Consider the following 25,572-nt stretch of genomic DNA (forward strand, 5'->3'; position numbering starts at 1 on the left):
GTGGCCCGTATCACCCTTCGTCAGCTGCTCGATCATGCCGCCACCCATGGCTACGCGGTGCCGGCGTTCAACATCAACAACATGGAGCAGGGCATCGCGATCATGCAGGCGGCGGCCGAGGTCGACGCGCCCGTCATCATCCAGGCCTCGCGCGGTGCGCGCAGCTATGCCGGCGATCTCATGCTCTCGCACATGATCGACGCGCTGGAGCGGACCTATCCCGACATTCCGCTCTGTATGCACCAGGACCACGGCAATGACGAGGCGACCTGCGCCTCCGCCATCGCGCATGGCTTCACCTCGGTCATGATGGACGGCTCGCTGAAGGCCGACGCCAAAACGGCGGCCGACTACGACTACAATGTCGCGATCACCCGCCGTGTCGTCGATCTCGCCCATTGGACCGGAGCCTCCGTCGAAGGCGAGCTCGGCGTGCTCGGCTCGCTCGAGCATGGCGGCGGCGAACAGGAGGATGGTCATGGCGTCGAGGGCAAGGTCAGCCACGACCAGCTCCTGACCGATCCCGATCAGGCCGTCGACTTCGTTCGCGCCACCAAGGTCGATGCACTCGCTATCGCGATGGGTACGTCTCACGGCGCCTACAAGTTCAGCCGCAAGCCGGATGGCGACATCCTGGCAATGCGGGTGGTCGAAGAAATTCATCACCGGCTGCCGAACACGCATCTCGTGATGCACGGCTCCTCCTCGGTGCCGCAACCGCTCCAGGACATGTTCAACCAGTTCGGCGGGGAGATGCCGCAGACCTGGGGCGTGCCGGTCGATGAGATCGTGCGCGGCATCAAGAGCGGCGTGCGCAAGGTCAATATCGACACCGACTGCCGCCTGGCGATGACCGCGGTGTTCCGCAAGGTCGCGGCGCAAAGCCGCAACGAGTTCGACCCGCGCAAATTCCTGAAGCCGGCGATGGACGCGATGCGCGACCTCTGCCGCGACCGTTTCGAGCAGTTCGGCACCGCAGGCCACGCCAGCCGGATCAAGGTCGTTCCCTTGAGCGAGATGGCGCGGCGGTACCGCGCGGGCGAGCTCGATCCGCGCATCGACGCGCGCGAGCCGGTCGCGGCCTAATCATTCAGAGAGAGAAGAGCAGGAGAGAGCCATGAATGCACACGCAGGAACCGTCCGCGGCAAGGAAAGATATCGCTCGGGCGTGATGGAATACAAGCGCATGGGCTATTGGGAGCCGGACTACACGCCGAAGGACACCGATGTCATCGCGCTGTTCCGCGTGACGCCGCAGGACGGCGTGGATCCGATCGAGGCGTCAGCGGCCGTCGCTGGCGAATCCTCGACCGCGACCTGGACCGTGGTGTGGACCGATCGTCTGACCGCCGCCGAGAAGTATCGCGCCAAATGCTACCGCGTCGATCCGGTGCCGGGCACGCCAGGCTCGTACTTTGCCTACATCGCCTATGACCTCGACCTGTTCGAGCCGGGATCGATCGCCAACCTTTCGGCTTCGATCATCGGCAACGTGTTCGGCTTCAAGCCGCTGAAGGCGCTGCGCCTGGAGGACATGCGCTTCCCGGTCGCCTATGTGAAGACGTTCCAGGGACCGGCGACCGGCATCGTGGTCGAGCGCGAGCGGCTCGACAAGTTCGGCCGGCCGCTGCTGGGCGCGACGGTGAAGCCCAAGCTCGGCTTGTCCGGGCGCAACTATGGCCGCGTGGTCTACGAGGCGCTGAAGGGCGGGCTCGACTTCACCAAGGACGACGAGAACATCAACTCGCAGCCCTTCATGCACTGGCGCGACCGTTTCCTCTATTGCATGGAGGCGGTGAACCGCGCGCAGGCGGCGTCCGGCGAGGTGAAAGGCACGTACCTGAACGTCACCGCGGGGACGATGGAGGACATGTACGAGCGCGCGGAGTTCGCGAAGGAGCTCGGCTCGTGCATCGTCATGATCGACCTCGTGATCGGCTACACAGCGATCCAGTCCATGGCGAAATGGGCGCGGCGCAACGACATGATCCTGCATCTGCACCGCGCCGGTCACTCGACCTATACGCGGCAGAAGAGCCACGGCGTGTCGTTCCGCGTCATCGCCAAATGGATGCGGCTCGCCGGCGTCGACCACATCCACGCTGGCACGGTGGTCGGCAAGCTCGAAGGCGATCCCAACACCACGCGCGGCTATTACGACGTCTGCCGCGAGGAGTTCAATCCGACCAGGCTCGAGCACGGCATCTTCTTCGACCAGTCCTGGGCGAGCCTCAACAAGATGATGCCGGTCGCCTCCGGCGGCATCCATGCCGGCCAGATGCACCAGCTGCTCGATCTGCTCGGCGAGGACGTCGTGCTGCAATTCGGCGGCGGCACCATCGGCCATCCCATGGGCATTGCGGCCGGCGCGATCGCCAACCGCGTGGCGCTGGAGGCGATGATCCTCGCCCGCAACGAGGGCCGCGATTACGTCCATGAAGGTCCGGAGATCCTGGCCAGGGCGGCGGAGACGTGCACGCCGCTGAAGGCCGCGCTCGAGGTCTGGAAGGACGTCACCTTCAACTATCAATCCACCGACACGCCGGACTTTGTGCCGACCGCGCTGGAAACCGTTTGAGGAGATGAGACATGAAACTGACCCAGGGCTGCTTCTCGTTCCTGCCTGATCTGACCGACGACCAGATCTATAAGCAGGTGCAGTATTGCCTGACCAACGGCTGGGCGGTGAATATCGAGTTCACCGACGATCCGCATCCGCGCAGCACCTATTGGGAGATGTGGGGCCTGCCGATGTTCGACCTCCAGGACGCCGCCGGCGTGATGATGGAGCTCGCCGAATGCCGCAGGGTCTATGGCGACCGCTACATCCGCGTCAGTGGTTTCGATTCCAGCCATGGCTGGGAATCGGTGCGGATCTCGTTCCTCGTTAACCGCCCGCCGCAGGAAGCCGAGTTCGAGCTGGTGCGGCAGGAGGTGGGCGGACGGGCGATCCGCTACACCACCGTGCGCCGGCCGGCCGCGCACGCGTCGACCTAGTCATTCTCCTCCGCGCGGAGCACTCCCTGCTCCGTTTTCCTTGGCGGACCACTGCTTCGCCGCTCCCCCCGCGGCGAAGCTCTTTTCTTCGAGGTGCCCATGCTGGATGTTCCCCACGCGACCACTACTGAAAGCAGCGAGACCAGTTTCGATCTCCGCAAGGAGGCCGAGGCGGCCGGGATCACCGACACGCTGCAACAGCTCGAGCAGGAGCTGATCGGCCTGAAGCCGGTCAAGAACCGCGTGCGCCAGATCGCATCGCTGCTGCTGATCGAGCGCATCCGCCAGCGTGCGGGGTTGGCCTCAGCGCCGCCGACGCTGCACATGTCGTTCACCGGCAATCCCGGTACCGGAAAGACCACCGTGGCGCTGCGTATGGCAAAGATCCTGCACGGCCTCGGCTTCGTGCGGCGCGGGCAGGTGATCTCGGTGACGCGCGACGATCTCGTCGGCCAATATATCGGCCACACCGCGCCGAAGACGAAAGAGATATTGAAGAAGGCGATGGGCGGCGTGCTGTTCATCGACGAGGCCTATTATCTGCATCGCCCCGACAACGAGCGCGATTACGGCCAGGAGGCGATCGAGATCCTGCTCCAGGTGATGGAGAACCAGCGTGAGGACCTCGTCGTGATCCTCGCCGGCTATGGCGAGCGGATGACGAGCTTCTTTGCGTCCAACCCGGGCTTCCGTTCACGCATCGCCCATCACATCGAATTTCCGGATTATGCGGAAGCCGAGCTGCTTGTCATCGCCGAGCTGATGCTGAAGGAGCGGGGCTATCGCTTCTCGGCCGCCGCGCGCGAGGCGTTCGAGAAATACATCGCGCTGCGCCGGACCCAGCCGTTCTTCTCCAATGCGCGCTCGATCCGCAATGCGGTCGATCGTATCCGCCTCAGGCAGGCTGATCGCCTCGTGTCCGATCTCAACCGTATGCTCGATGTCGCCGATCTCGAAACGATCGATCCGGCGGATGTCCTTGCGAGCCGCGTCTTCAGCGGTGGTGCGGACGCGCAGGGGAGTGCGAAGCCATGACGAGAGAAATCCTCATCGCGCCCTCGATCCTGGCCGCCGATTTCGCGCGCCTCGGCGAGGAGGTCACGGCTGTTGATGCTGCCGGCGCCGACTGGATCCACTGCGACGTCATGGACGGACACTTCGTGCCGAACATCAGTTATGGCGCCGACGTCATCAAGGCGGTCCGGCCGGCGACGTCGAAGATCTTTGACGTGCATCTGATGATCGCGCCGGCCGATCCCTATCTGGAGGCGTTCGCAAAGGCAGGCGCCGACGTCATCACCGTTCATGCCGAAGCGGGCCCGCATCTCGACCGCTCGCTCCAGGCCATCCGCGCACTCGGCAAGAAGGCCGGTGTCAGCCTGTGTCCGGCTACTCCGGAAGCTGCGATCGAATACGTGCTTGACCGGCTCGACCTCGTGCTGGTGATGACGGTCAATCCCGGCTTCGGCGGCCAGTCCTTCCTCGACTCCCAGATCGAGAAGATCAGGCGCGTTCGAGGCATGATCGGCGACCGGCCGATCCGGCTCGAGGTCGATGGCGGCATTACGCGCGACAATGCCGCCGCTGTGGCTGCCGCGGGCGCCGACACCCTCGTGGCAGGTTCGGCCGTGTTCCGCGGCAAGAGCAGCGCCGATTATGCAGGCAACATCGCCGCCATCCGCGCGGCCGCGGAAGCCGGCAGGGTTCCGAAGCTGCAACATGGTTCAGCGCAAACGATGCGAGCCGGCGAGACCGCGCTCGTCCGGTAGAATACGACAAAAGGCGCGGCGGGAGCCGGCGTCGGCTGGTTGTGCCAGGGTGTGCCACTTTCTCCGGGGTTCCACTGATAATGCTGAAAAAAGCGATCAGCTCCTTCAGGCCGGGGTAACCAACGCGTCCGAGACGAAGGTTCGATTAACGACCACGCAATGCTGTGCCTCTCAATCTGCGGTTTAGCAACGCTGAGAGAGCGCGGGGATGCGGATCGAAGACATCTGCGGGCATGAGGCCCGCACGCGGCGTGGAGCGATGGCATGAGCATGCATCGCCTGTTCGCCGAGCAGCTTCGCTGTGCCACCGACGCGACCGGGCAGGTCGATCTCATCAAGCTGGGCGAGTTCGTCAGCGCGGCCTATGAGGCGAGTGACCGCGATCGCCGGCGGATGACCGACGCACGCACGCAGACGCATGACCAGGCCGAGGAAGACCTGCTGCGGACCCGCGAGTTCCTCGACACCATCGTCGAGAATATCCCGATCGCCGTGTTCGCAAAGCGTGCGAAGGATTCGCGCTACATCCTGCTGAACCGCGCCGGCGAACACTATTACGGCCTGCCGCGCGAACAGATGCTGGGCAGGACGCCCGAGGAGATCTTTCCGGCCGACGTCGCCCGCATGGTCAAAGAGCAGGATCGTCGTGTCGTCGCCACCGGCATGCCGATGTTCCTCGAGGAGCACCTGCTCGAAGTCGGCATCAAGGGCCACGACCGCGTCGTCAATTCGCGCAAGATGCTGATCACGGACGGCGCCGGCGATCCGCAATATCTGGTCGGTATCATCGAGGACGTCACCGAGCGCATCACCACCCAGGAACGCATCAGCCACCTTGCCCAGCATGATGCGCTGACCGACCTGCCGAACCGCAGCGCCTTCAATGCGGCGCTGAGCGAGCGGCTGGAACGGGCGCAGGAGGCGTCGGCCAGCTTTGCCGTGCTCAGCCTCGATCTAGATCGCTTCAAGGAGGTCAACGACGTGTTCGGCCATCCCGTCGGCGACATGCTGATGCGGGCTGCGGCCGAGCGGCTTGCCGCGGAAGCCGATGGCGCCTTCGTCGCCCGCATCGGCGGTGACGAGTTCATGGTCCTGATGCCGGACGATGTCTGCCGCGAAGCGGTGCTGGCGCTCGGCGAGCGCCTGGTCGAGGCGATCGGTAACGAGCTCGAGGTCGACGACTATCTCTCCCATGTCGGCCTGAGCGTCGGCATCGCGCTCTATCCGGATGACGGCGTGGATGCGGCAACGCTGCTCGCCAACGCCGATTCCGCGCTTTATCGCGCCAAGCGGGAGGGCCGGGGCACGGTGCGCTTCTTCGAATTCGAGATGGACCGGGAGCTGCGCGACCGCAGGCTGCTGTTGCACGATCTGCGGCAGGCGGTGGAGCAGAACCAGTTACTCGTCTACTTCCAGCCGCAGGCGCGGATGGACTGTGAGATCATCGGTTTCGAGGCGCTGCTGCGCTGGAACCATCCAACGCGCGGTTTCGTGCCGCCGGACCAGTTCATTCCGCTGGCCGAGGAGAACGGGCTGATCATCCAGATCGGCGAATGGGTCTTGCGCGAAGCATGCCGCGAAGCCGCCTCCTGGCCGCGGCCGTTGCAGGTCGCGGTCAACCTGTCGCCGGTCCAGTTCCAGGCCGGTGACCTCGAACGCTCCATCCACCAGATCCTGCTGGAGACGGGGCTCGCGCCGACGCGGCTCGAGGTCGAGATCACCGAGGGCGTGCTGATCGGCGATTTCACTCGCGCGCTCAATCTGCTGCGCCGGCTGAAGGCGCTAGGCATCCGCATCGCGATGGACGATTTCGGCACCGGCTATTCCTCGTTGTCCTATCTGCAGTCGTTCCCGTTCGACAAGATCAAGATCGACCGCAGTTTCATCTCCGATCTCGAAGCGACGCCGCAATCGGCCGAGATCGTTCGCGCGGTCCTGAGCCTCGCGCATGCCTTGCACATTCCGGTCGTCGCGGAAGGAGTGGAGACGGAGGCGCAACGGGCCTTCCTGGCACGAGAGGCCTGTGAAGAGATGCAAGGCTATCTCATCGGCCGGCCGGAGCCGATCGAACGGTATCTCGAACTGATCGGCATCACCGTCGAGCGCCGCCGCTACGCCTAGCATCCCCTCCGGGTTCCACGCTCGGGTGCTCCGATAGGAACCAATGCGGGCTTGCGCGTTTGCTGGACGTTAACCCAGGTTGGTCGGGACTTCGCACGCAGCAAATGTTTTGCATAACCGCCATCGGCCTGACGCAAATCGGGGCAATAAGCTCAGTCAATGCGAGGGAGGGTCTCATGGAGAACGTACGTCGCTACCGCGCGCTGGCCTCTCTCTGTCGTCAGCAGGCGGCCTATCGGCCGCTCCAGAACTGGCAACTCCTTGGCCAGGCCGAGCATTTCGAATATCTCGCAGAAATTGCGCTGAAGGCACATTTCGACGCGTGCAATGCGCAACGCGAAGACGACGCTGTGCAATGGGAAACCCCCGCCGCGGCGTGAGGGCGCTGCACCCGCTTCGCTAGTGCGACATCAGTGTCGGGACCGTCATGGCTTCCAGCATGGCGCGGGTGACGCCGCCGAGGAAGCGCTCCTGCCAGCGCGAATGGCCATAGCCGCCCATCACCAGCAAACCAATGTTTTCGTCGGCCGCCAGCGACAGGATGGTCGGTTGAATGTCGGCACGCGCGGCTGACAGGCCGGCCGTGCGGGTCGAGAGCCCGCGCCGGCCGAGATGGCGGGCCAGATGGCTTGCAGAGACCTCATCGGGAACGGCATCGGCTTCGTTGATCGTGATGATCACGATCTCCTCGGCGCGGGCCAGGAACGGAGCTGCGTCGCGCATCGCTCGGGCGGCGAGGCGACTGCCGTCCCAGCAGATGCCGATCCGGTTCGCCTTGAAGGCCCCGCGGAAGGTATAGGGCAGGAACAGCACCGGGCCTCCCGACTGGAACAGGATCTCGCCGGGCACGTCGTTGTCGAACGAGCCTTGCGCCGGATCCGGCTGGAGCACGATGCTGAGATCGTGGAGCCGCGCCATCTCGCCAAGTGCGACGGCTGCGTCCACCGGGATCGCGCCGAGCGGGTGGCAGGTGCAGGAAATGCCGGCGTTCGCCGCTTCGCTCCTGAACACCGCGAGCGCCGCCTCGGCCCGCTCCAGGGCACGCTCGCGCTCCAGCTCGAACACGGCCGCTACGGCGGCGCCACCTTCCAAGACGTAAGCCGCGCTGCCCGCGACATAGCCGGCGGCGACCGCGTCGACGTGGGCGTTGAGCTTGGCCGCGAGCGAGATGGACCCGTCGATCAGGGCGCGCGTCGGGCGCTCGGTCGGGATGTGGACGAGAATGTCTTTGTACATTGCGCGCCTCCTGTGGGGATCATCCGGTGGCCTCAGTTTTTCATCGGCCGGAGAACCCGCGTTGAGCTGTATCAAACAACCAGCCGCGATTTGGGCGGGCTGCCGGGCCCAGCTCCTTTGCCAAGATTTAATCGGACGGACGGGACGCCGTAAGGTGACGACGTCCATGTTGGGTGCAAGGCGACTTACCCAACATGGACATTTCGACATGAACGATCGCGTCAATTCCGACACCACCACGTCCCGCACGATCTTGAAGCCGCGCCGGCTTGCGCTGCTCGGCACGGTGGCCGCGCTTGGCGTGGCCGTGCTGGCTGCGTCTCCCGGCTCTTCGCCGCTTGGCATGGCCTCCTTCGTCGCGCCGGCTCAGGCGGCCGAGAGCGCCGCAACGCCGCCGGGCTTCGGCGATCTCGTCAGCAAGGTCAAACCCGCCGTCATCTCGGTGCGGGTCAAAATCGACCAGGACAACGACAAGAGCGCGATGCTGCAGCAGAACCGGATGGATTCGGACGAGGATTCGCCGTTCGACCAGTTCTCGCGGCAGTTCGGCTTCCGCGGCCCGGGTGGCATGAACGGCATGCCGCGCCAGCGCCACCAGATGATCACGGGCGAAGGCTCCGGCTTCTTCATCTCCGCCGACGGCTATGCCGTGACCAACAACCACGTCGTCGATCACGCTGAATCGGTGCAGGTGACGATGGACGACGGCACGGTCTACACCGCGAAGGTGGTCGGCACCGATCCGAAGACCGATCTCGCGCTAATCAAGGTCGACGGCAAGAAGGACTTCCCGTTCGTCAAATTCTCCGACCAGAAGCCGCGCATCGGCGACTGGGTGGTCGCGGTCGGCAATCCCTTCGGCCTCGGCGGCACCGTCACCGCGGGCATCGTCTCGGCCAACGGTCGCGACATCGGCAACGGTCCCTATGACGACTTCATCCAGATCGACGCGCCGATCAACAAGGGCAATTCCGGCGGTCCGGCGTTCGACATGAACGGCAACGTGATCGGCGTGAACACCGCGATCTTCTCGCCCTCCGGCGGTTCGGTCGGTATCGGCTTCGACATTCCGGCTTCGACCGCGAAGCTCGTCATCGCGCAGCTGAAGGACAAGGGCGCGGTCACCCGCGGCTGGCTCGGCGTGCAGGTGCAGCCGGTGAACGCCGAGATCGCCGACAGTCTCGGCCTCAAGGAGGCACGCGGCGCGATCGTGGACAATCCGCAGGACGGCAGCCCCGCGGCGAAGGCCGGCATCGAGGCGGGCGACGTCATCACGGCCGTCAACGGCACCGCGATCAAGGACTCCCGCGATCTCGCCCGCACCATCGCCACCCTGGCGCCGGGCACGTCGGTGAAGCTCGACGTCTTCCACAAAGGCGCGAACAAGACGGTGACGCTCGCCCTTGGCGAGTTGCCGAACGAGCGGCAGGCCAAGGCCGGCGACGGCAAGGCGCAGCCGAACACCGGCACGCCGCGCCTTGGTCTCAGCCTGGCGCCGGCCGGCGACGTGCAGGGCGCGGGTCAGAAGGGCGTCGTCGTTACTGACGTCGACCCGCAGGGACCCGCCGCGCAGCGCGGCATCCAGACCGGCGACGTCATCCTCAATGTCGGCGGCAAGGCCGTCGCCAATGTCGGCGACGTTCGCTCGGAGCTGGCGCAAGCCAAATCGTCCGGCAAGAACAGCGTGCTGTTGCAGGTGAAGGGCGCGGAAGCGACGCGGTTCGTCGCGGTGCCGCTGGCATAAGCCCACGCTTTCTGCGGCAAACTCAAAAGGCGGCCCCCGGGCCGCCTTTTTCGTGCGCGCGCTGGAGATACCCACAGGCTTCCGATAACATTCTCGTTAACGGCAGCAACGGTGACGGGTTCGTCCGAAAAAGCCGCGTTCGCTCGTCACAGTTCTGACTCGCGTGTTGCGCCTTGGCGGCGATGACGACGCCGGGGCGAAATTGCTAGAGTGGAACTTCGAACGCCCGGGCCTCTTGTGGAACCTGACGTTCGCATTTGATCGGTGCCGACATGGATCGATTGAAGCTCTCGCTGAGGCGTGCGCTGCTCGTGGCGCCAATTGTGCTGCTGACGACTGGAAGCGCCTTGGGGCGCGACGACGGCCGCTACGCCAATTCACCCCTAAAACCCTGGTTCGACAGTTTGCGCAGCCATCTCGGGCCGTGCTGCTCGGATGCGGATGGCTTTGCTGTGTCGGATCCCGATTGGGAATCGCACGACGGGCACTATCGCGTGCGGCTCGACGGGCAGTGGGTGGACGTGCCCGATGAGGCCGTCATCACCGAGCCAAACCGGGCTGGCCACACCATGGTGTGGCCGGTGAAGACCGCGTTCGGGATTTCGATCCGCTGCTTCATGCCGGGCAGCATGATCTGACGCGGTGTCACCGCTTGCTGGATTTGCGCTTCGAAGCCTTCTTCGGAGCTTTTCGGGATGTCTTCTTGGAGGACTTCCTGGAGGTCTTCTTGGCCGTTGTCCGCTTCGACGTCTTCTTCGGGACCTTCTTGCCCTTCTTGCGCGCCTTCGACAGCCCGATCGCGATGGCCTGCTTGCGGTTCTTCACGCGTCCGCCGCGACCACCGCGGCCGCTCTTCGCGGTGCCCTTCTTGTAGCGCCGCATTTCGCTTTCGACATCGCTGCCGGCGCTGCGTGAGTAGCGGCGCTTCTTTGCCTTGCGTGCCATCAACTCTCTCCCTTGGCCCGGGGAAAGAACCGCATCACTGACCCAACGTTCCAAATGCGCCGGCCGCGCTCCTCAGAAGGAGTTCGCCAGCTCGATCTCGTCTTCCAGCGCTCGGATGCGGCGCGCAGCCTCGGTGAAGGACAGAGCCCGATCGTATTGAGTGGGCTGATAGGCTTCCTCGCTCAGACGCTTCAGCTTCAGCCCCTGCGCTCTCGTCATCTGCTCCGTGAGGAAAACCCTGGCGTCATATTTACCCTGAACCTGCATCTGGCCTCTCCGTTCTGAAATCGTGACTTGACTATATGTTCTTATTTTGTTCTAACAAGCCATGGACAACAGAATTAATGAAATTCGACGCAAAATCAGCGCCTTGAGGCTCGAAATGGCCGACATCGAGGTGTCCGTGCGCGACCTCGTCAATCGCGATCGTGACTGCACAGAAAAGGCCCTGGCGCAGATGGATCTGCGCCGGAAAATCAACCTGCTGATCGGCGAATGGAAGGCTGCCGGTGGCGGCGATGTTCTGCCCGACGTCCGCGACCGGGTACGCCTGCGTCCCGCGACGACATCCGGCAGTCCCCTGCGCGTGGTCGCGCGGCGCTGAGAATTTTGGGAGCGTGCGGTGGAAGAAGACCCGGACACGTACCGGATTCTAAAGCTGCGCGCCGAAATTCTCGAACTCGGCTCCGCCATCCGGCAATTGCAGCGCGAGGGTCTCGACGATGCCGCAGCCCAGCTTCTGATCGCACGCAAGCGCGCACAGCTTGAGCATCTCGTGAAGGCGAATGCCACGGGGCGGCCGCTTTAGCATCCCCTACATCCGACCGGCCGCGGTGAGCTGACGCGAACGCCGACGATGTGGCGGCCAGAAGGATTTCCAATGAGCTCCAAAGCGAAGGCCCCGCGTTGCCGCGAGGCCTTTTATTTGGCGGCCAGAGCTCACTTGGTGTTGGTCATGCCGCCCTTGTTGTTCGTCATGGTGCCGCCCTGGTCGGAGCCGGGGCCAGAACCCCCTTGACCTGAGGGATCAGCGCCCTTGGAGGATTTGGTGTTGGCGCCTGTGGTCTGCGACGACGACATCGACGATCCCTGCTTGGCCTTGTGCGACTTGGCCTGCGCGGCGAACGGGGCGGCGGCGAGGCCGGTTGCCAGCATTACGGTGAGAGCGAGCCTGGTGGTTTTCATGCGCGGGAACTCCCTGAGTTAAATTGACGCAGGCAGCCAACCGCCGTTTGCCGCAGGAGTTCCGACGAAAGCGCCCGGGGCGCTTCACGCAGGCTTCAAAATTCCTTGTCCTCGGCAAGGATGAACACGAGGCCCGTGAGCGTCGCGCCGATCGCGAATGTCGTGACCAGTGTGGTGACGAAGACGACAGCGGCCGAATAGCCGCCATGGTTCAGCAAATTTGCGACCGCCGGATTGAGCAGGACGAGGGCGAGACCGAAGACCAGGCCGAGGGCTGCGCCCATCATCGCATGCGTCATCAGCTTGATGACGCCGGTCGGAGAGATGAGGCTCGGCGACTTTTTCGCGGGCATGGAACAGCCTCACGGTGTGGCATAGAACGCGCGCGCCGATTGCGGGTTCCATTCTCATGAAGATATTGTCATTCCCCGCTTCATCCGACGTTCATGCCGGTCTTGCGAAGATGAAAGCCAACAACACGGGAACATCCGATATGGGTAAGGTCGTCTTTCTCTATCGCTCGTTGGCCTATCGCAACGCCGCCGCGGACATGCTGCGGAAGGCGCGCAAGCTGCCGCGCGGTGTCGAGCGGAGCGCAGCCCGCCGATACGCGCGGGCACTGCGCGACCTCTCGCAAACCGAAGCCTGGCTCGAAGGACGTGTCGCTGACGAGCCTCAGCCGATGCAGCGTATGAGGGTCGCGGCGCGCTAGAGCTTGACGCGTTTTCTTCACGCGAACCGGAGTCTACTTCGCTCGGAAACGCGCTAGCCTGAAGCCCGCTGAAGGGCTTCGGAGGGAGCCGCCTCGAACTTGCTCGCGGGCGCTGCCGCCTTCCGCGTCAGCGGCACCTCAAGGCGGCACAACAGGCCTTCGGCACGCCAGTCAAATTCCGCCTGTCCGCCGAGTTGCGATTCGACACTGGCAAGCAGACTTCGCGTGCCAAAGCCGCGGGATTTCGGCGTCCTGACCAGCGGACCACCCGTTTCATCCCAGGTCAGTGTGAGGTGGTCGTCCTCGACTTGCCAGCCGATCGCCAGCCGTCCTGACCGCGCCGACAGCGCGCCATACTTCGCCGAGTTGGTGAAAAGCTCATGCAGCGCCAGCGCCAGTGTTTGCGCCGTCGCGGGCATCAGCTGAACCTCCGGACCCGCCAACTTGATCTGGCCGCCGAGCGAATAGGGTGCGAGCTCCTCGTCGATCAGCTTGGACAATTCGGCGCCCTGCCAGCTCGACAGCGACAGGATCGTGTGCACGCGCGCCAGCGCATTGATGCGCCCTTCCACCGCATTGACGTAGTCCTTGACTTCGTCGGCACGGGTGAGCCGCACGATCGACTGCGCCAGCGCCAGCGCGTTCTTGGCGCGATGATCGACCTCGCGCGCCAGCAGATTTTGCCGCTCTTCCGCGCGCTTGCGTTCGGTGATGTCGACGGTGACGCCGCTCACGCGCACCACGCGGCCGCCCTGGTCGACCGTCGCGGCTGCCGTGCCGACGCACCAGCGCACCTCGCCATCGGGCCGGTTGACGCGAAACTCGCCTTCATAGGCGTGCGCGCCGGTATTGAACGCGGCAATCGCCTGGCCGAACTGGTCGACGTCGTCGGGATGCAGCAGCGCCTGGATGTTGGCTGAGGTGACGTTGAAGGTCTCCGGCGTCACGCCGAAGATGCGGTATTGGCCTTCGTCCCACATCCAGTCGCCGTTGACCCAGTCCCAATCCCAGGACCCCATCTTGCCGGCGGCGATCGCCATGCTGCGCCGCTCTTCGCTCTCGCGCAGCTTTGCGGTGGAGTTCTCCAGCTCGGCCGTGCGGGCACGCACGCGATCCTCCAGATCCTGGTTCAGCCGTTCGAGCTCGCGCGTCTTGCGATAGAGCTCGGCGAACACCTTGACCTTGGCGCGCAGCACCTCCGGCACGACCGGCACCGGCACGTAATCGACCGCGCCCATCTCGTAGCCGCGCAGGCGGTCGATGTCGCTGACCTGGATTGCCGAGATGAAGATCATCGCGGTCTTCTGGAATCGCGGATGCTCCCGGATCATCGCGGCCAGCTCGAAGCCGTCGAGCTCGGGCATGCAGACGTCGACCAGGATCACCGCGACCTCGGTTTTGAGCAGGACCTCCAGCGCCTCGCGGCCCGACGAGGCTATCACGAGGTTCTCGCCGAGATCCTTCAAAATCACCTCATAGGCGAGCAGCTTGGCCGGCTGGTCGTCGACGAGGAGGATGTTGACCTTTTCGTGGTCCATTCGCGGATCCAAACTCAGCGATGCAGCCACATGCGGATCGCAAGCAGCAATTGATCGGTGTTGACGGGTTTGGCGAGGTAGTCGGACGCGCCGGCTTCCAGGCATTTCTCACGGTCGCCCTTCATCGCCTTGGCGGTCAGCGCGATGATCGGAAGGCGGGCGAAGGCCGGATTTTCACGAATGACGCCGATGGTCTGATAGCCATCCATCTGCGGCATCATGATGTCCATCAGCACGATGGCGATCTCGGGATTGGATTCGACCAGCGTCACCGCCTCGCGGCCTGTCGTGGCCGTCAGCACCTTCATGCCGCGCCGTTCCAGCACGCTCGACAGCGCAAAGATGTTGCGGGCGTCGTCGTCGACGAGCAGGGCGGTCTTGCCGATCAGATCCTCGTCGGAACTGTTCAGCTTCTCCAGCATGCGCTGCTTCTCGACCGGAAGTTCCGTGATCACGCGATGCAGGAACAAGGCGGTTTCATCGAGCAGGCGTTCCGGCGACTCCACGCCTTTGACCACGATGCTGCGCGCCATCGTGTGGAGTTCCGCATCCTCCTCCGCCGACAGTTCGCGGCCGGTGAAGACCACGACCGGAACGTTCGACAGCACCTCGTCGTTGCGGATCTGGTCCAGCACCTCGAAGCCGGTCATGTCGGGCAGCCTGAGGTCGAGCACCACGCAATCGCAAGGAGCCTCGCGCAACGTCGAGAGCGCGCCGGCCCCGGTATCCGTCGTCACGATCTCGATGTCGTCGTGATGCAGCAGCTCGCGGATCGAGAGCTGCTCGGCCTCGTTGTCCTCGACGATCAGGAGCCGCTTGCGCCTGGGACGCGCATATTCCTTGATCTGCGTCAGCGCGGCTGAGACGCCCTCGGTCGTGGTCGGCTTGTTGACGAACGAGAAGGCGCCGCGGGCCAGCGCATGCTGCCGGTCCTCGTCGAGCGTGATGATCTGCACGGGGATGTGGCGGGTCAGCGGATTGTGCTTGAGCTGGCTCAGCACGGTCCAGCCCAGCATATCCGGCAGGAACACGTCGAGCGAAACGGCCCGCGGCTGGTATTGCTTGGCAAGCTCCAGCGCCTCCGCGCCGCGTGCGGCGACCAGAACTTTGAAGCCCTTGTCGCGGGCGAGATCGACCAGCACGCGCGCATAGTGCGGATCGTCCTCGACGATGAGCAGGATGGTGTCGCCGGGCTCGAGATTGAGCCTGTCGTCGGCAATCTGCTCGATGACGCGCTGCTGCTCGGGCACGGCGGCTTGCAACGCCGGTGGCTGACTGTACTGCTGCGGCGCGGGCGCACGCGGCGCGAGCGTCGGGCCGGAATATTTCAGAGGCAGGTAGAGCGTGAAGGACGAGCCCTTGCCCGGCGCGCTGCGCAGGTGGATTTCGCCGCCGAGCAGGCTCGCGAGCTCGCGGCTGATGGCAAGCCCGAGGCCGGTGCCGCCATATTTGCGGCTGGTGCCGGCGTCTGCCTGCTGGAAAGCCTCGAAGATCAGCTTCTGCTTCTCCAGGGGGATGCCGATGCCGGTGTCCGACACCTCGAACGCGATCACGGCCGGCGCGGAATTCAGCACCGGGTGATCCGTGCCCCAGCCGCCGACCGCGGCGGCGACCTTCAGGCGGACTTCGCCCTCGGCGGTGAACTTGAACGCGTTGGAAAGCAGGTTCTTGAGGACCTGCTGCAGGCGCTTGGAGTCGGTGACGATGCTGCGTGCGAGGTTCGGGTCGACGTCGATCTTGAACGACAGGTTGCGGTTCTCGGCCTCGTGCCGGAACGGCCGCCCGACGGTCTCGAGCAGGTTCGCGGTCAGAATCTCCTCGGCGTCGACCGTCACCGTGCCGGATTCGATCTTGGAGAGATCGAGAATGTCGCTGATGAGGTTGAGCAGGTCGGTGCCGGCGCCATGGATGGTGCGAGCGAATTCGACCTGCTTGGCCGAGAGGTTGCCGTCCGGATTGTCGGTGAGCTGCTGGCCCAGGATCAGGATCGAGTTCAGCGGCGTGCGCAGCTCGTGGCTCATATTGGCGAGGAATTCGGACTTGTACTTCGAGGTCAGCGCGAGCTCCGTCGCCTTTTCCTCCAGCGCGCGGCGGGCCTGCTCGATCTCCTGGTTCTTGCGCTCGACCTCGACGTTGCGCTCGGCGAGCTGCTGCGCCTTCTGTTCGAGCTGGTCGTTGGTCTGCTGCAACTCGCGCTGCTGGGTCTGGAGCTCGCCGGCAAGCTGCTGCGACTGCTTGAGCAGGCCTTCGGTCTGCATCGTCGCCTCGATCGAATTGAGCACGATGCCGATGGAATCGGTGAGCTGCTCCAGGAACGTCATCTGGGACGTCGTGAACGAGGTGAGCGAGGCGAGCTCGATCACCGCCTTGACCTGGCCTTCGAACAGCACCGGCAGCACGACGAGGTTCTTCGGCGCGACGCGGAACAGCGCCGAGTTGATCGGCACCACGTCGGGTGGAATGTCGGCGATGACGCGCGGCCGTCTGTCGAGGGCGCATTGGCCGATCAGGCCGTCGCCGAGCGGCAGTACGCGCTGATAGGGATAGACGCCGTCGCCGGCATAGGAGGCGAGCAGCAGAAGCTGCGGACTATCCTCGTTCTCGACCTGGTAGATCACGCCGGTATGGGCGTTCACCAGCGGCGACAGTTCGGTCAGCAGCAGCCGGCCGACGGTGGCGAGGTCACGCTGGCCCTGGAGCATGTTGGTGAATTTCGCAAGGTTGGTCTTCAGCCAGTCCTGCTCGGTGTTCACGTCCGTCGTGAGACGGAGGTTCGTGATCATCGTGTTGATGTTGTCTTTCAGCTCGGCGAGTTCGCCGCGGGCATCGACCTGGATCGACGGCGTCAAATCGCCCTTGGTCACTGCTGTCGCCACTTCCGCGATCGCGCGCACCTGCGAGGTGAGGTTTGCCGCCAGCAGGTTCACGTTGCCGGTGAGGTCCTTCCAGGTGCCGGCCGCGCCGGGCACGTCGGCCTGACCGCCGAGACGGCCCTCGACGCCGACTTCACGCGCCACCGAGGACACCTGGTCGGCGAAGGTCGCGAGCGTCTCGGTCATGTTGTTGATGGTGTCGGCAAGGGCTGCGACCTCACCCTTCGATTTCACCGTGAGGTTCTGCTTGAGGTCGCCGTTGGCGACAGCGGTCACGACCTTGACGATGCCGCGGACCTGCTCGGTCAGGTTCGCCGCCATGAAGTTGACGGTGTCGGTCAGGTCCTTCCAGGTGCCGGCGACGCCGGGCACCTGCGCCTGGCCGCCGAGCTCGCCTTCGGTGCCGACCTCGCGGGCGACGCGTGTGACTTCGCCGGCAAAGGCGTTGAGCTGGTCCACCATGGTGTTGATGGTGTTCTTCAGCTCGAGGATTTCGCCCTTCACGTCCACGGTGATCTTGCGGGACAAGTCGCCGCGCGCCACGGCGGTGGTGACTTCGGCGATGTTGCGGACTTGCGTGGTCAGGTTCGCGGCCAGCAGGTTGACGTTGTCGGTGAGATCCTTCCAGGTGCCGCCGACGCCGGGCACGACGGCTTGACCGCCGAGCCGGCCCTCGGTTCCGACCTCGCGCGCCACGCGCGTCACTTCGGCGGCGAAGGAGCGGAGCTGCTCCACCATCGTGTTCAAGGTATCCTTGAGCAGAAGGATCTCGCCGCGGACGTCCACCGTGATCTTCTTGGAGAGGTCGCCGCCGGCGATCGCGGTCGCGACCTCGGCGATGTTGCGGACCTGGGCCGTCAGGTTGGACGCCATGAAGTTGACGTTGTCGGTCAGGTCCTTCCAGGTGCCGGCCACGCCGGGCACTTCGGCCTGGCCGCCGAGCTTGCCTTCGGTGCCGACCTCGCGCGCCACGCGCGTGACTTCACCGGCGAAGCCGTTGAGCTGGTCCACCATGGTGTTGATGGTGTTCTTGAGCTCGAGGATTTCGCCCTTCACGTCCACGGTGATCTTGCGGGACAGGTCGCCGCGCGCCACGGCGGTGGTGACCTCGGCGATGTTGCGGACCTGTGCGGTGAGGTTGCCCGCCATCGAGTTCACGCTGTCGGTGAGGTCCTTCCAGGTGCCGGCGACGCCGGGCACGTTGGCCTGACCGCCGAGGCGGCCTTCGGTGCCGACCTCGCGCGCAACGCGCGTCACCTCGCCCGCGAAGCGGTTGAGCTGGTCGACCATCGTGTTCAGCGTGTCCTTGAGCTGAAGGATCTCGCCGTGCACGTCCACCGTGATCTTGCGCGAGAGGTCGCCGCCGGCGATGGCGGTTGCAACCTCGGCGATGTTGCGGACCTGAGCGGTGAGGTTGCCCGCCATCGAGTTCACGTTGTCGGTGAGGTCTTTCCAGGTGCCGGCAACGCCCGTCACCTGCGCCTGACCACCGAGCTTGCCTTCGGTGCCGACCTCGCGCGCCACGCGGGTGACCTCGCCGGCGAAGGCGTTGAGCTGGTCGACCATGGTGTTGAGCGTTTCCTTCAGCTGAAGGATTTCGCCCGACACGTTGACGGTGATCTTCTTGGACAGGTCGCCCTTGGCGACCGCGGTCGCGACTTCGGCGATGTTGCGGACCTGGCCGGTGAGGTTCGAGGCCATCGAGTTGACGCTGTCGGTCAAGTCCTTCCAGGTGCCGGCGACGCCGCGCACCTGGGCCTGGCCGCCGAGCTTGCCTTCGGTACCGACCTCGCGCGCCACGCGCGTGACTTCGCCGGCGAAGGCATTGAGCTGGTCCACCATGGTGTTGATGGTGTCCTTCAGCTCCAGGATTTCGCCGCGCACGTCCACCGTGATCTTCTTCGACAGGTCGCCGCCGGCGACCGCCGTCGTCACCTCGGCGATGTTGCGGACCTGCGCGGTCAGGTTCGACGCCATCGAGTTGACGCTTTCGGTGAGGTCCTTCCAGGTGCCGGCGACGCCGAGCACGTTGGCCTGACCGCCGAGCCGGCCCTCGGTGCCGACCTCGCGCGCAACGCGCGTGACTTCGCCGGCAAAGGCGTTGAGCTGGTCGACCATGGTGTTGAGCGTTTCCTTCAGCTGAAGGATTTCGCCCGAGACGTTCACGGTGATCTTCTTCGACAAGTCGCCGCCGGCGATGGCGGTCGCGACGTCGGCGATGTTGCGGACCTGCGCGGTCAGGTTCGACGCCATGAAGTTGACGTTGTCGGTGAGGTCCTTCCAGGTGCCGGCCACGCCGGGCACCTGGGCCTGGCCGCCGAGCTTGCCTTCGGTGCCGACCTCGCGCGCCACGCGCGTCACTTCGGACGCGAAGGAGTTGAGCTGGTCCACCATGGTGTTGATGGTGTCCTTCAGCTCCAGGATCTCGCCGCGCACGTCCACGGTGATTTTTCGCGACAGGTCGCCGCGCGCCACGGCGGTCGTCACGTTGGCGATGTTGCGGACCTGTGCGGTAAGGTTGCCGCACATCGCGTTGACGGAGTCGGTGAGGTCCTTCCAGGTGCCGGCGACGCCCGGCACGATTGCCTGTCCGCCGAGCTTGCCGTCGGTGCCGACCTCGCGCGCCACGCGCGTCACTTCGGAGGCGAAGGAGCGGAGCTGGTCCACCATCGTGTTGATGGCTTCCTTGAGCTGAAGGATTTCGCCGCGGACGTCGACGGTGATCTTCTTGGACAAGTCGCCGTTGGCGACCGCGATCGTCACCTCGGCGATGTTGCGAACCTGGTTGGTCAGGTTGTTCGCCATCGAGTTGACGCTCTCGGTCAGATCCTTCCAGACGCCGGTCACCTCCGGCACCTGGGCCTGGCCGCCGAGCTTGCCTTCGGTGCCGACCTCGCGCGCCACGCGCGTCACCTCGGAGGTGAACACGCCGAGCTGCTTGATCATGGTGTTGACGATGGTCGCCGACTGCAGGAATTCTCCGCGGAGCGGACGACCATCGACGTCCAGCTTGACGGTCTGGAGCAGGTCACCTTGCGCCACCGCCGCGACCGCGCGCGTCACTTCGCGCGTCGGCCACAGGAGGTCGTCGATCAGCGTGTTGACGGAGCCCTCCATGTCGGCCCAGGAGCCGCTGGCGAGGCTGAACTTCACGCGCTGGCGGGTCTTGCCCTCGCGCCCCACGACCTGACCGACCAGCTCGAGCTGCTGCGCCATGCGCTGGTTGGCGGCGATGATTTCATTAAAAGTGTCGGCGATCTTGCCGTCGATGCCGAGATAGTCCCCGCTCATCCGCACCGAAAAATCGCCGCTGCGCATGGCCTGCAAGGCAAGTAGCAATTCCGGCCGAGAATCCGGGTCCGACATATCGTTGGTTTTTGGCTTTGGGCCGCGACGACCGGAGCGTGATGCAGTTCCGGGATCGAGGTCGCTCATACTGATTCCCCCGCAGCGTCGGCCGAATCCAAGGCGTGACGCGATTGTCAAAATAGAGCGTCAGCCAAATTCGAAATCAAGCGCCAAGGTTTTGACGCTAGGAATTGGAACCTGCCATGCTCAGCCCGGCAAAAGTAACGACCACGATTGCCAATGGTTCCATCCGGTTCAGAAAAAGCCGCTCCGAGCGCCGGCATTTGGACCAGCGCCAGGGTTCTTCACCGTCCCAGGAACGGAGGATCAGTCCCGAGGTTAGCCCGCAACCCCAGGGAGAGCGCATATGAGAGCCGGATTGGCCGTCCTTATCCTCACATTCTTTGCCGCCGGACTGGCGCTGGCCCAGACCGGCGCACCCAGCGGACGCGGGGCTGTGACCGGCGACCCCGCCGCAAGCTCCGCCACGCCACACGCGGATCCGCAGACCACGGGGACCGCATCCAGATCGAACCCGAGCGGCAGCGGCACTTCGACCTCGGGCGGCAGGGACGACAACGGCGATGCCGGCCGGGACAAGATGCCCGAGAGCAATCGCACGGTGCGGCCGGAGAGCCAGCAGCATCATCCGGAAGACAAATAGGGCTGCTATTTGTCCGCCATGGTGCGCGCCGCATCCTTCACCTGCGAGCGCAGCATCGGCAATTGCTCGCGCGCGAAGGCGGCGAGCGCAGGATTGTCGGGCGCTTTCAGATAGCGCTCGAGCAGGCTGATGGCGGATTCATATTCGGGGATTTGCGCGGCATAGAAGCTTCTGACGTAAGTTGGTCCGTCGGCATTTTCGGGCTCGACGAGGCTTGCGCTCACTGACGTCGTCTTGCCGGCATGCGGCTCCGCGCCAATTGCGTCCTGAATCTGCTTCAGGGCCTTGTCGCGCTTGCCCGCCTCTTCGGCGCGCAGGGCCGCGAGATTTTTCACCTCCGCATTGCCTTTCAGGTCGGTGCTTTCCAGCAGGCCCTGCTGGAAACGGCTGAAGGTGTAGAGACCGGTGATGACATCGGTTGCGGTCGGCACGCGTTCGCCAGCCGTTCGCTCACCAGTGCTGTCGGCGAACGCCGAGGTGCTGATGAACGCAACGATAATCGCGACGAGAATCCTCATGCCTCTCCAATGACCGATGACGTGCGAAGTTCCCTTGCGTTACGATCCGGTAAGGGCGGTTGCAGGGCGGGAGTTCCGTCCCCAGATCTTCTCCATGAAACAGTCTGACCTTTTCAGGGATAACGCCGAGAACTGCCTGCAGCTCGCCGAGCGCGCGGAAGGGCAGCCCGCCCACAATCGCTATTTGCGCATGGCGAATGCCTGGACCGCATTGGCGAAAGAGCAGGACTGGCTCGACGGCGAAATCCCGCCTGTAACGGTCCGCGTCCTCCAAACGCAGGATGCGTGAGCGTTCCCGTTTTCGCAGATCTGCGTGTGAGACCGCTCACGGAATGCAAGCAACCAATCCAGGATCATCCACGAACAGTCGATCGCGTCGATATTTGATTCCAGAAGGAGGTTTTGCGATGGCTCCACGTCTGGCTCTTCTTTCACTCATTTTCGCCTTTGGCGTCTCGGTTGCGTTCGCGACGGTGACGACAGTGCGGCAGGTGCATCTCGAGAAGGCATCGGCTGCGGTCCACGCTGTGCATAGTTAGCGCTGCGGGCCTCTCGCGCTGGAACATTCGTTGTGCCGGCGCGTAACCGCTTCGAGACATCAGCAGAAGCGAGAGGATATCATGGCGCATTCCGATCACGGCATCGTCAAGGACAAGCGCGCCGAGGAGCAGCCGCGCGACAAGCAACGCGCGCAGACCGTGCACAAGACGGATACAAAGGGGTCGTCGTCGCGCGAAGCGACGCGCGATCCCAAGCTGAACGACAACAGCAAGACGCCGGGCTCCGGCATGACGCCGGATGATTCCGGCGCTGCGCCGAGCGGGTAAAGCGCGCTCGGCGGTAGACGATTTCTCGCGAGGAACGAATCCTCGCGCGACGAGTCGACAGGATGCTTCTGGCTGTCATGCCCCCGGTGCGCTGGAAGCAATCTCCAAGGACGGCCCTGGCACCTACCGTGCCGGGGCCGTTTGCTTATGGATGGCCGCTATGGATCAGTTTCGTTACCGCTTTCAGGATCGCGCTGGGTGTGTCCGTCAGGGCCGCGGCCCAATACGCCGAAGTTGCTCGATTTGACGCCGGCTTGCGCGTCCACGCCCACGGCCGCCAGTCCGAACTTGAGGAGCTCGCGGACCGCTGCCGCCCGCGTCGGCATGCGATGTTTGAACCGGAAATCGTCAACAGCAGCCAGCTCGTCCGGTGAGAGCATGACCTGCAGCCGCTCGGCGCGAAGGTCGTTCATGGTTGAACACTCAGATTGAGCAAGTTGAGTAGATTACTCAATGATCTAACTCGCCGAGAGTTCCACAAGAGTCCACAAAATCACCAAATGAGTAAAAATACGCTGTAAAATCAATAAGTTATTTTGAAACGACTCTTTCGATGGCGCATTCTTCTGGTAAGGGAGAGAGGCCATGACCGAGGAAGTCAGGTTACCCCGCAAGCTTTCCGAAGAGCCCGAGGCGCCCAAGCCGGTGCGTCCGAGTCATCAGAAGGTCATCGATCAAGTCGAGCGCTGGGCCAACAGCCCCGGGCTGCAACCACCGAGGACGGAAGATGCGAAGACGATCTGAGCCGCATACATTTGAACAACGTCTCGAGGCAGAGAAACTGCGGCTCGAGCATGAGCTGTCGGGCCTGCCGGATGGACAGCGGCGCAATTCTGTTCTGGCGCGCATCGATCAGCTTCAGACCGCTGCCGCGATGCACGAGTTCCTGACGTTACGGGAGGCCGCGGCCCCACACTGACCGCGCCTCGCGTCCGTGCTCCCTGCGGCGTGCGGTGACGCGAAGCTTCCGCCTCAGCCACCATGCCGACACCGAAACCAAGACCCAGGCCACAACGGCGGTGGCGAACGCGCCGACGATGCTTGCCGATACCATGACGTAGAACGCGGCCGCGAACGTTGCGAGGCCGATGCTCCCAAAGCCGGCGCCCGCTGCGTCCAGCGCTGCTGCCTGCTGCCCGCGTCTGCGTCCGCTGAAACCCGCCTTCTCCTTGGCGCGGCGCTCATGGCTTTCGATCAGTGTTGCGCTCGCGCAGAGGATGACGGGGAGCGCGAGGAAGAGCCCGCCGACCGAGACGCCGAAGCGCGCGCCCATGACGCCCGCGAACACTGTCGCGAGGCCTCCGAGCAGGAAGCGAACGCCGTATTCATACCAGCGCGTTCGCCCGAGCGCCGAGGGTGACAGCTTGATCAGCATCAGGCGGCACCTCCAAGTTCGGCACCTCCAGGACCGGAATCTCCGAGAGCCGCGAGCAGGCCGAAGGCGACGGCAAGCCATACGGCAAAGGCGATGATGGTGGCGGGCAGCGCCGCGAGCCGAAATCTCATCAGAAGATGGCAGACGGCGAGGCTGTAGCAGGCGAGGGCGACCGCGCCGTAGATCATGGTCCAGCTTTCGGCCGCAACGTATTGCGGACCGTGCTGAACGACCGCGATACCGAGCGTGGCTAGCGCGACCGATGGCGCGGCGCCGAAGAGGCCGCCAAAACTCTTGGGCTTGAGCATGTCACCGAGGATTGCGAAGGCGGATACGATCACGCCGCCGGCGATGAAGCGCAGAACATATTCGGTCATGGTCGCCTCCGCCGCTCTGCGGGCTTGCAGTTCGGCCTTGCCAGCGTCCACGGCCTCAGCAACCGCTCGACAGCCACGCCAAGGGCGAAGCCTGCGACGACGTCGCTGGCCCAGTGCGCGAGCAATGCCACGCGCGTCAGCGACAGAGCCGCCGCTATGGACCGCACGAGACGGCGCCGGGCAGGTGGCAGCAAGCCGGCCGCGGATGCCAGCGCGCCCATGTGCACGGCATGGCCCGACGGGAAGGCGTCGCGCGGCCGCCCGGAGAAAGGGATGCCGCGGCGATGGCCTCGCACGGTCAGCCGGTCGGGCCTGACCTGGTCAAAGGCCGATTTCAAGATATGGGGCAGCACCGCCGTCGCCAACGACACCGCCAGGATGTGGTCGGCGGCGCGGCGCTCGTCGCGAGGCCGAAGCCGGGTGTAGAGCCAACCCGCGGCGGCGAGGGCGAGGAGCACATGCTCGTCCGCGCCCCAGGTCAGCGCTTCGGCGGTCTGCTCGAGCTCCGAGTTGGTATGATCCGCGATCTCGTCCGCGATCGCGATGTCGATCCGTGTTGGTTTGACTGCTACAAGCGCCATCGGTCTGCGGCTGGCGAAACGATCTCCATGACAGTTTTGTAAAGCTCGGGTACCGATGATGGTTCCTGAGCCTCACGGCTGTCCCGATCCGCCCGCGGAGCCATACACCTGGCCCGTCGCATAGCTCGCATCGGCTGCGGCAAGCTGCACATAGATCGAAGCGAGCTCGGCGGGCTGGCCGGGGCGACCGAGCGGCGTCATGCGATGATTACCTGGTCTGCCCGACGCTGGGCGCCTTGCCGAGCTCCTTGGCCATCTCGAGATGATGCTTGAGTGCCGGCAGCGTCTTGCCGGCCCAGTCCTTCAGCGCCGAATTGTCACCACCCTTGGCGTAGCGCTCGAACAGCGAGACCGCGTCCTGGTGCGCGCTGACCTGGTAGGAATTGTAGTCCGAGCTGAAATCCTTGCCCGTAGCGCCCTTGAGCTTGTCGAGCTTGCTCTGGTGCGAACTGTCGATCGCCGTCGGCAGGGTCGCCTGCACCTTGCCGTCGCCGACGAGACCTTTGAGCTCGCTGCTGGTCTTGGTGTGGTCGGTCACCATCTGCTGCGCGAAGGATTTCTCCTGCGCGGTGCCCTTCTGCCCGGCGAGCTTGCTCGATTCGATCTCGAACATGTCGCTGATGGCGACCTCCTTGACGAAGTCTGCGGTTGCAGGCGCGACGCCGAGCACGGAGTTGACGCCGGTCTTCTCGCCGAGCGACTGGGCGAGGGCAGGGCCTGCGAGAAGCACGCAAGCAATGGCGATGGCGGTACGTTTCATGG

General features: G+C 64.5%; 29 protein-coding genes and 1 pseudogene. 16 read left to right on the forward strand and 14 right to left on the reverse strand.

Features of this window, described 5'->3' with window-relative positions; genetic code table 11:
* The 7 genes from fba (at nucleotide 1) to NLM25_RS11870 (ending at nucleotide 7,267) form a co-directional block, all read left to right on the forward strand.
* A complete protein-coding gene (gene fba / locus NLM25_RS11840; RefSeq protein WP_254137081.1) occupies nucleotides 1-1,086 on the forward strand; it encodes a class II fructose-bisphosphate aldolase in 1,086 nt (361 codons plus the stop codon).
* A 31-nt stretch (nucleotides 1,087-1,117) separates the two neighbouring features.
* Nucleotides 1,118-2,578: a form I ribulose bisphosphate carboxylase large subunit gene (locus tag NLM25_RS11845; RefSeq protein WP_254137082.1), complete on the forward strand. Its 1,461-nt coding sequence runs from the start codon at nucleotides 1,118-1,120 to the stop codon at nucleotides 2,576-2,578.
* An 11-nt stretch (nucleotides 2,579-2,589) separates the two neighbouring features.
* On the forward strand, nucleotides 2,590-2,997 hold the full coding sequence (locus NLM25_RS11850; RefSeq protein ID WP_254137083.1) for a ribulose bisphosphate carboxylase small subunit: 408 nt from the start codon (nucleotides 2,590-2,592) through the stop codon (nucleotides 2,995-2,997).
* Between the two features lie 99 nt (nucleotides 2,998-3,096).
* On the forward strand, nucleotides 3,097-4,032 hold the full coding sequence (gene cbbX / locus NLM25_RS11855) for a CbbX protein (RefSeq protein WP_254116971.1): 936 nt from the start codon (nucleotides 3,097-3,099) through the stop codon (nucleotides 4,030-4,032).
* A complete protein-coding gene (gene rpe, locus NLM25_RS11860) occupies nucleotides 4,029-4,766 on the forward strand; it encodes a ribulose-phosphate 3-epimerase (RefSeq protein ID WP_254137084.1) in 738 nt (245 codons plus the stop codon). Before cbbX ends, rpe begins: the two co-directional genes overlap by 4 nt.
* Before the next feature lie 264 nt (nucleotides 4,767-5,030).
* On the forward strand, nucleotides 5,031-6,887 hold the full coding sequence (locus NLM25_RS11865) for a bifunctional diguanylate cyclase/phosphodiesterase (protein ID WP_254137085.1): 1,857 nt from the start codon (nucleotides 5,031-5,033) through the stop codon (nucleotides 6,885-6,887).
* A 176-nt stretch (nucleotides 6,888-7,063) separates the two neighbouring features.
* Nucleotides 7,064-7,267, forward strand: a complete 204-nt coding sequence (locus NLM25_RS11870) for a hypothetical protein (protein WP_254137086.1) — start codon at nucleotides 7,064-7,066, stop codon at nucleotides 7,265-7,267.
* A gap of 19 nt (nucleotides 7,268-7,286) precedes the next feature.
* Here the strand turns inward: NLM25_RS11870 and NLM25_RS11875 are convergent, their stop codons facing one another.
* Nucleotides 7,287-8,123, reverse strand: coding sequence for a universal stress protein (locus NLM25_RS11875; protein ID WP_254137087.1), 837 nt, complete (start codon nucleotides 8,121-8,123; stop codon nucleotides 7,287-7,289).
* A 208-nt stretch (nucleotides 8,124-8,331) separates the two neighbouring features.
* On the opposite strand from NLM25_RS11875, the gene NLM25_RS11880 reads away from it, so the two are divergent.
* Nucleotides 8,332-9,867, forward strand: a complete 1,536-nt coding sequence (locus tag NLM25_RS11880; RefSeq protein WP_254137088.1) for a Do family serine endopeptidase — start codon at nucleotides 8,332-8,334, stop codon at nucleotides 9,865-9,867.
* Nucleotides 9,868-10,139: 272 nt separating this feature from the next.
* Nucleotides 10,140-10,505, forward strand: coding sequence for a hypothetical protein (locus NLM25_RS11885; RefSeq protein WP_254137089.1), 366 nt, complete (start codon nucleotides 10,140-10,142; stop codon nucleotides 10,503-10,505).
* 7 nt (nucleotides 10,506-10,512) lie between these two features.
* Here NLM25_RS11885 and NLM25_RS11890 read toward each other — a convergent pair whose 3' ends face one another.
* Both NLM25_RS11890 and NLM25_RS11895 read right to left on the reverse strand, forming a co-directional pair.
* Nucleotides 10,513-10,812, reverse strand: a complete 300-nt coding sequence (locus NLM25_RS11890) for a DUF6496 domain-containing protein (protein WP_254137090.1) — start codon at nucleotides 10,810-10,812, stop codon at nucleotides 10,513-10,515.
* A 72-nt stretch (nucleotides 10,813-10,884) separates the two neighbouring features.
* Entirely contained in the window at nucleotides 10,885-11,079 is a 195-nt protein-coding gene (locus tag NLM25_RS11895) for a DUF3072 domain-containing protein (RefSeq protein ID WP_254137091.1), read from the reverse strand.
* A 115-nt stretch (nucleotides 11,080-11,194) separates the two neighbouring features.
* On the opposite strand from NLM25_RS11895, the gene NLM25_RS11900 reads away from it, so the two are divergent.
* Nucleotides 11,195-11,416, forward strand: coding sequence for a hypothetical protein (locus tag NLM25_RS11900; RefSeq protein ID WP_254137092.1), 222 nt, complete (start codon nucleotides 11,195-11,197; stop codon nucleotides 11,414-11,416).
* Between the two features lie 18 nt (nucleotides 11,417-11,434).
* Nucleotides 11,435-11,620 (forward strand): hypothetical protein, encoded by a 186-nt coding sequence (locus NLM25_RS11905; protein ID WP_254116981.1) that lies wholly within the window; start codon nucleotides 11,435-11,437, stop codon nucleotides 11,618-11,620.
* 131 nt (nucleotides 11,621-11,751) lie between these two features.
* On the opposite strand, the gene NLM25_RS11910 is transcribed toward NLM25_RS11905, so the two are convergent.
* Both NLM25_RS11910 and NLM25_RS11915 read right to left on the reverse strand, forming a co-directional pair.
* Nucleotides 11,752-11,997 (reverse strand): hypothetical protein, encoded by a 246-nt coding sequence (locus NLM25_RS11910; RefSeq protein ID WP_254137093.1) that lies wholly within the window; start codon nucleotides 11,995-11,997, stop codon nucleotides 11,752-11,754.
* Between the two features lie 95 nt (nucleotides 11,998-12,092).
* Entirely contained in the window at nucleotides 12,093-12,350 is a 258-nt protein-coding gene (locus NLM25_RS11915) for a hypothetical protein (RefSeq protein WP_254137094.1), read from the reverse strand.
* Nucleotides 12,351-12,490: 140 nt separating this feature from the next.
* Between NLM25_RS11915 and NLM25_RS11920 the strand changes: the two genes are divergently transcribed.
* On the forward strand, nucleotides 12,491-12,709 hold the full coding sequence (locus NLM25_RS11920; RefSeq protein ID WP_254116984.1) for a hypothetical protein: 219 nt from the start codon (nucleotides 12,491-12,493) through the stop codon (nucleotides 12,707-12,709).
* Nucleotides 12,710-12,762: 53 nt separating this feature from the next.
* On the opposite strand, the gene NLM25_RS11925 is transcribed toward NLM25_RS11920, so the two are convergent.
* Together NLM25_RS11925 and NLM25_RS11930 are read right to left on the reverse strand one after the other, a co-directional pair.
* A complete protein-coding gene (locus tag NLM25_RS11925; protein ID WP_254116985.1) occupies nucleotides 12,763-14,247 on the reverse strand; it encodes an HWE histidine kinase domain-containing protein in 1,485 nt (494 codons plus the stop codon).
* Between the two features lie 14 nt (nucleotides 14,248-14,261).
* Nucleotides 14,262-20,555 carry a HAMP domain-containing protein gene (locus NLM25_RS11930; RefSeq protein WP_254137095.1) on the reverse strand — a complete coding sequence of 2,098 codons (6,294 nt, stop codon included), beginning with the start codon at nucleotides 20,553-20,555 and terminating at the stop codon, nucleotides 14,262-14,264.
* Between the two features lie 280 nt (nucleotides 20,556-20,835).
* On the opposite strand from NLM25_RS11930, the gene NLM25_RS11935 reads away from it, so the two are divergent.
* Nucleotides 20,836-21,132: a hypothetical protein gene (locus NLM25_RS11935; RefSeq protein ID WP_254137096.1), complete on the forward strand. Its 297-nt coding sequence runs from the start codon at nucleotides 20,836-20,838 to the stop codon at nucleotides 21,130-21,132.
* A 5-nt stretch (nucleotides 21,133-21,137) separates the two neighbouring features.
* On the opposite strand, the gene NLM25_RS11940 is transcribed toward NLM25_RS11935, so the two are convergent.
* A complete protein-coding gene (locus NLM25_RS11940) occupies nucleotides 21,138-21,650 on the reverse strand; it encodes a DUF4142 domain-containing protein (RefSeq protein ID WP_254137097.1) in 513 nt (170 codons plus the stop codon).
* Between the two features lie 94 nt (nucleotides 21,651-21,744).
* On the opposite strand from NLM25_RS11940, the gene NLM25_RS11945 reads away from it, so the two are divergent.
* Together NLM25_RS11945 and NLM25_RS11950 are read left to right on the forward strand one after the other, a co-directional pair.
* Nucleotides 21,745-21,939: a hypothetical protein gene (locus NLM25_RS11945; RefSeq protein WP_254124206.1), complete on the forward strand. Its 195-nt coding sequence runs from the start codon at nucleotides 21,745-21,747 to the stop codon at nucleotides 21,937-21,939.
* Nucleotides 21,940-22,270: 331 nt separating this feature from the next.
* Nucleotides 22,271-22,477 carry a hypothetical protein gene (locus tag NLM25_RS11950; protein ID WP_254137098.1) on the forward strand — a complete coding sequence of 69 codons (207 nt, stop codon included), beginning with the start codon at nucleotides 22,271-22,273 and terminating at the stop codon, nucleotides 22,475-22,477.
* 158 nt (nucleotides 22,478-22,635) lie between these two features.
* Here the strand turns inward: NLM25_RS11950 and NLM25_RS11955 are convergent, their stop codons facing one another.
* The gene (locus tag NLM25_RS11955; protein WP_254137099.1) at nucleotides 22,636-22,890 is read right to left on the reverse strand and encodes a hypothetical protein; all 255 of its coding nucleotides are present in this window, start codon (nucleotides 22,888-22,890) and stop codon (nucleotides 22,636-22,638) included.
* 172 nt (nucleotides 22,891-23,062) lie between these two features.
* On the opposite strand from NLM25_RS11955, the gene NLM25_RS11960 reads away from it, so the two are divergent.
* A complete protein-coding gene (locus tag NLM25_RS11960; protein WP_254116991.1) occupies nucleotides 23,063-23,221 on the forward strand; it encodes a hypothetical protein in 159 nt (52 codons plus the stop codon).
* 148 nt (nucleotides 23,222-23,369) lie between these two features.
* On the opposite strand, the gene NLM25_RS11965 is transcribed toward NLM25_RS11960, so the two are convergent.
* From NLM25_RS11965 to NLM25_RS11985, 5 genes and pseudogenes are all read right to left on the reverse strand, one after another.
* Nucleotides 23,370-23,852: a hypothetical protein gene (locus tag NLM25_RS11965; protein WP_254137100.1), complete on the reverse strand. Its 483-nt coding sequence runs from the start codon at nucleotides 23,850-23,852 to the stop codon at nucleotides 23,370-23,372.
* On the reverse strand, nucleotides 23,852-24,229 hold the full coding sequence (locus NLM25_RS11970) for a DUF3147 family protein (protein WP_254137101.1): 378 nt from the start codon (nucleotides 24,227-24,229) through the stop codon (nucleotides 23,852-23,854). The genes NLM25_RS11965 and NLM25_RS11970 overlap by 1 nt, the downstream gene beginning before the upstream one ends.
* On the reverse strand, nucleotides 24,226-24,810 hold the full coding sequence (locus NLM25_RS11975) for a phosphatase PAP2 family protein (RefSeq protein ID WP_254137102.1): 585 nt from the start codon (nucleotides 24,808-24,810) through the stop codon (nucleotides 24,226-24,228). The genes NLM25_RS11970 and NLM25_RS11975 overlap by 4 nt, the downstream gene beginning before the upstream one ends.
* Nucleotides 24,811-24,882: 72 nt before the next feature.
* A pseudogene (locus NLM25_RS11980) lies at nucleotides 24,883-25,008 on the reverse strand (NAD(P)-dependent oxidoreductase); the annotation flags it as partial.
* 10 nt (nucleotides 25,009-25,018) lie between these two features.
* Nucleotides 25,019-25,570, reverse strand: coding sequence for a DUF4142 domain-containing protein (locus NLM25_RS11985; RefSeq protein WP_254137103.1), 552 nt, complete (start codon nucleotides 25,568-25,570; stop codon nucleotides 25,019-25,021).
* Nucleotides 25,571-25,572: the final 2 nt, after the last annotated feature.

The sequence above is a fragment of the Bradyrhizobium sp. CCGB01 genome (assembly GCF_024199795.1).
Classification (GTDB): domain Bacteria; phylum Pseudomonadota; class Alphaproteobacteria; order Rhizobiales; family Xanthobacteraceae; genus Bradyrhizobium.

What these genes read in the sequence shown, in the direction of transcription:
- cbbX (WP_254116971.1), top strand. Translation starts at nt 3,097, where the DNA reads ATGCTGGATGTTCCCCACGCGACCACTACTGAAAGCAGCGAGACCAGT.
- NLM25_RS11970 (WP_254137101.1), bottom strand. Translation starts at nt 24,229, where the DNA reads ATGACCGAATATGTTCTGCGCTTCATCGCCGGCGGCGTGATCGTATCC.
- NLM25_RS11945 (WP_254124206.1), top strand. Translation starts at nt 21,745, where the DNA reads ATGAAACAGTCTGACCTTTTCAGGGATAACGCCGAGAACTGCCTGCAG.
- NLM25_RS11900 (WP_254137092.1), top strand. Translation starts at nt 11,195, where the DNA reads ATGGCCGACATCGAGGTGTCCGTGCGCGACCTCGTCAATCGCGATCGT.
- NLM25_RS11845 (WP_254137082.1), top strand. Translation starts at nt 1,118, where the DNA reads ATGAATGCACACGCAGGAACCGTCCGCGGCAAGGAAAGATATCGCTCG.
- NLM25_RS11885 (WP_254137089.1), top strand. Translation starts at nt 10,140, where the DNA reads ATGGATCGATTGAAGCTCTCGCTGAGGCGTGCGCTGCTCGTGGCGCCA.
- NLM25_RS11975 (WP_254137102.1), bottom strand. Translation starts at nt 24,810, where the DNA reads ATGGCGCTTGTAGCAGTCAAACCAACACGGATCGACATCGCGATCGCG.
- NLM25_RS11960 (WP_254116991.1), top strand. Translation starts at nt 23,063, where the DNA reads ATGACCGAGGAAGTCAGGTTACCCCGCAAGCTTTCCGAAGAGCCCGAG.
- NLM25_RS11935 (WP_254137096.1), top strand. Translation starts at nt 20,836, where the DNA reads ATGAGAGCCGGATTGGCCGTCCTTATCCTCACATTCTTTGCCGCCGGA.
- NLM25_RS11950 (WP_254137098.1), top strand. Translation starts at nt 22,271, where the DNA reads ATGGCGCATTCCGATCACGGCATCGTCAAGGACAAGCGCGCCGAGGAG.
- NLM25_RS11920 (WP_254116984.1), top strand. Translation starts at nt 12,491, where the DNA reads ATGGGTAAGGTCGTCTTTCTCTATCGCTCGTTGGCCTATCGCAACGCC.
- NLM25_RS11985 (WP_254137103.1), bottom strand. Translation starts at nt 25,570, where the DNA reads ATGAAACGTACCGCCATCGCCATTGCTTGCGTGCTTCTCGCAGGCCCT.
- NLM25_RS11930 (WP_254137095.1), bottom strand. Translation starts at nt 20,555, where the DNA reads ATGAGCGACCTCGATCCCGGAACTGCATCACGCTCCGGTCGTCGCGGC.
- NLM25_RS11940 (WP_254137097.1), bottom strand. Translation starts at nt 21,650, where the DNA reads ATGAGGATTCTCGTCGCGATTATCGTTGCGTTCATCAGCACCTCGGCG.
- NLM25_RS11890 (WP_254137090.1), bottom strand. Translation starts at nt 10,812, where the DNA reads ATGGCACGCAAGGCAAAGAAGCGCCGCTACTCACGCAGCGCCGGCAGC.
- NLM25_RS11895 (WP_254137091.1), bottom strand. Translation starts at nt 11,079, where the DNA reads ATGCAGGTTCAGGGTAAATATGACGCCAGGGTTTTCCTCACGGAGCAG.
- NLM25_RS11925 (WP_254116985.1), bottom strand. Translation starts at nt 14,247, where the DNA reads ATGGACCACGAAAAGGTCAACATCCTCCTCGTCGACGACCAGCCGGCC.
- NLM25_RS11875 (WP_254137087.1), bottom strand. Translation starts at nt 8,123, where the DNA reads ATGTACAAAGACATTCTCGTCCACATCCCGACCGAGCGCCCGACGCGC.
- NLM25_RS11880 (WP_254137088.1), top strand. Translation starts at nt 8,332, where the DNA reads ATGAACGATCGCGTCAATTCCGACACCACCACGTCCCGCACGATCTTG.
- NLM25_RS11870 (WP_254137086.1), top strand. Translation starts at nt 7,064, where the DNA reads ATGGAGAACGTACGTCGCTACCGCGCGCTGGCCTCTCTCTGTCGTCAG.
- NLM25_RS11915 (WP_254137094.1), bottom strand. Translation starts at nt 12,350, where the DNA reads ATGCCCGCGAAAAAGTCGCCGAGCCTCATCTCTCCGACCGGCGTCATC.
- NLM25_RS11850 (WP_254137083.1), top strand. Translation starts at nt 2,590, where the DNA reads ATGAAACTGACCCAGGGCTGCTTCTCGTTCCTGCCTGATCTGACCGAC.
- NLM25_RS11955 (WP_254137099.1), bottom strand. Translation starts at nt 22,890, where the DNA reads ATGAACGACCTTCGCGCCGAGCGGCTGCAGGTCATGCTCTCACCGGAC.
- NLM25_RS11965 (WP_254137100.1), bottom strand. Translation starts at nt 23,852, where the DNA reads ATGCTGATCAAGCTGTCACCCTCGGCGCTCGGGCGAACGCGCTGGTAT.
- rpe (WP_254137084.1), top strand. Translation starts at nt 4,029, where the DNA reads ATGACGAGAGAAATCCTCATCGCGCCCTCGATCCTGGCCGCCGATTTC.
- NLM25_RS11865 (WP_254137085.1), top strand. Translation starts at nt 5,031, where the DNA reads ATGAGCATGCATCGCCTGTTCGCCGAGCAGCTTCGCTGTGCCACCGAC.
- NLM25_RS11910 (WP_254137093.1), bottom strand. Translation starts at nt 11,997, where the DNA reads ATGAAAACCACCAGGCTCGCTCTCACCGTAATGCTGGCAACCGGCCTC.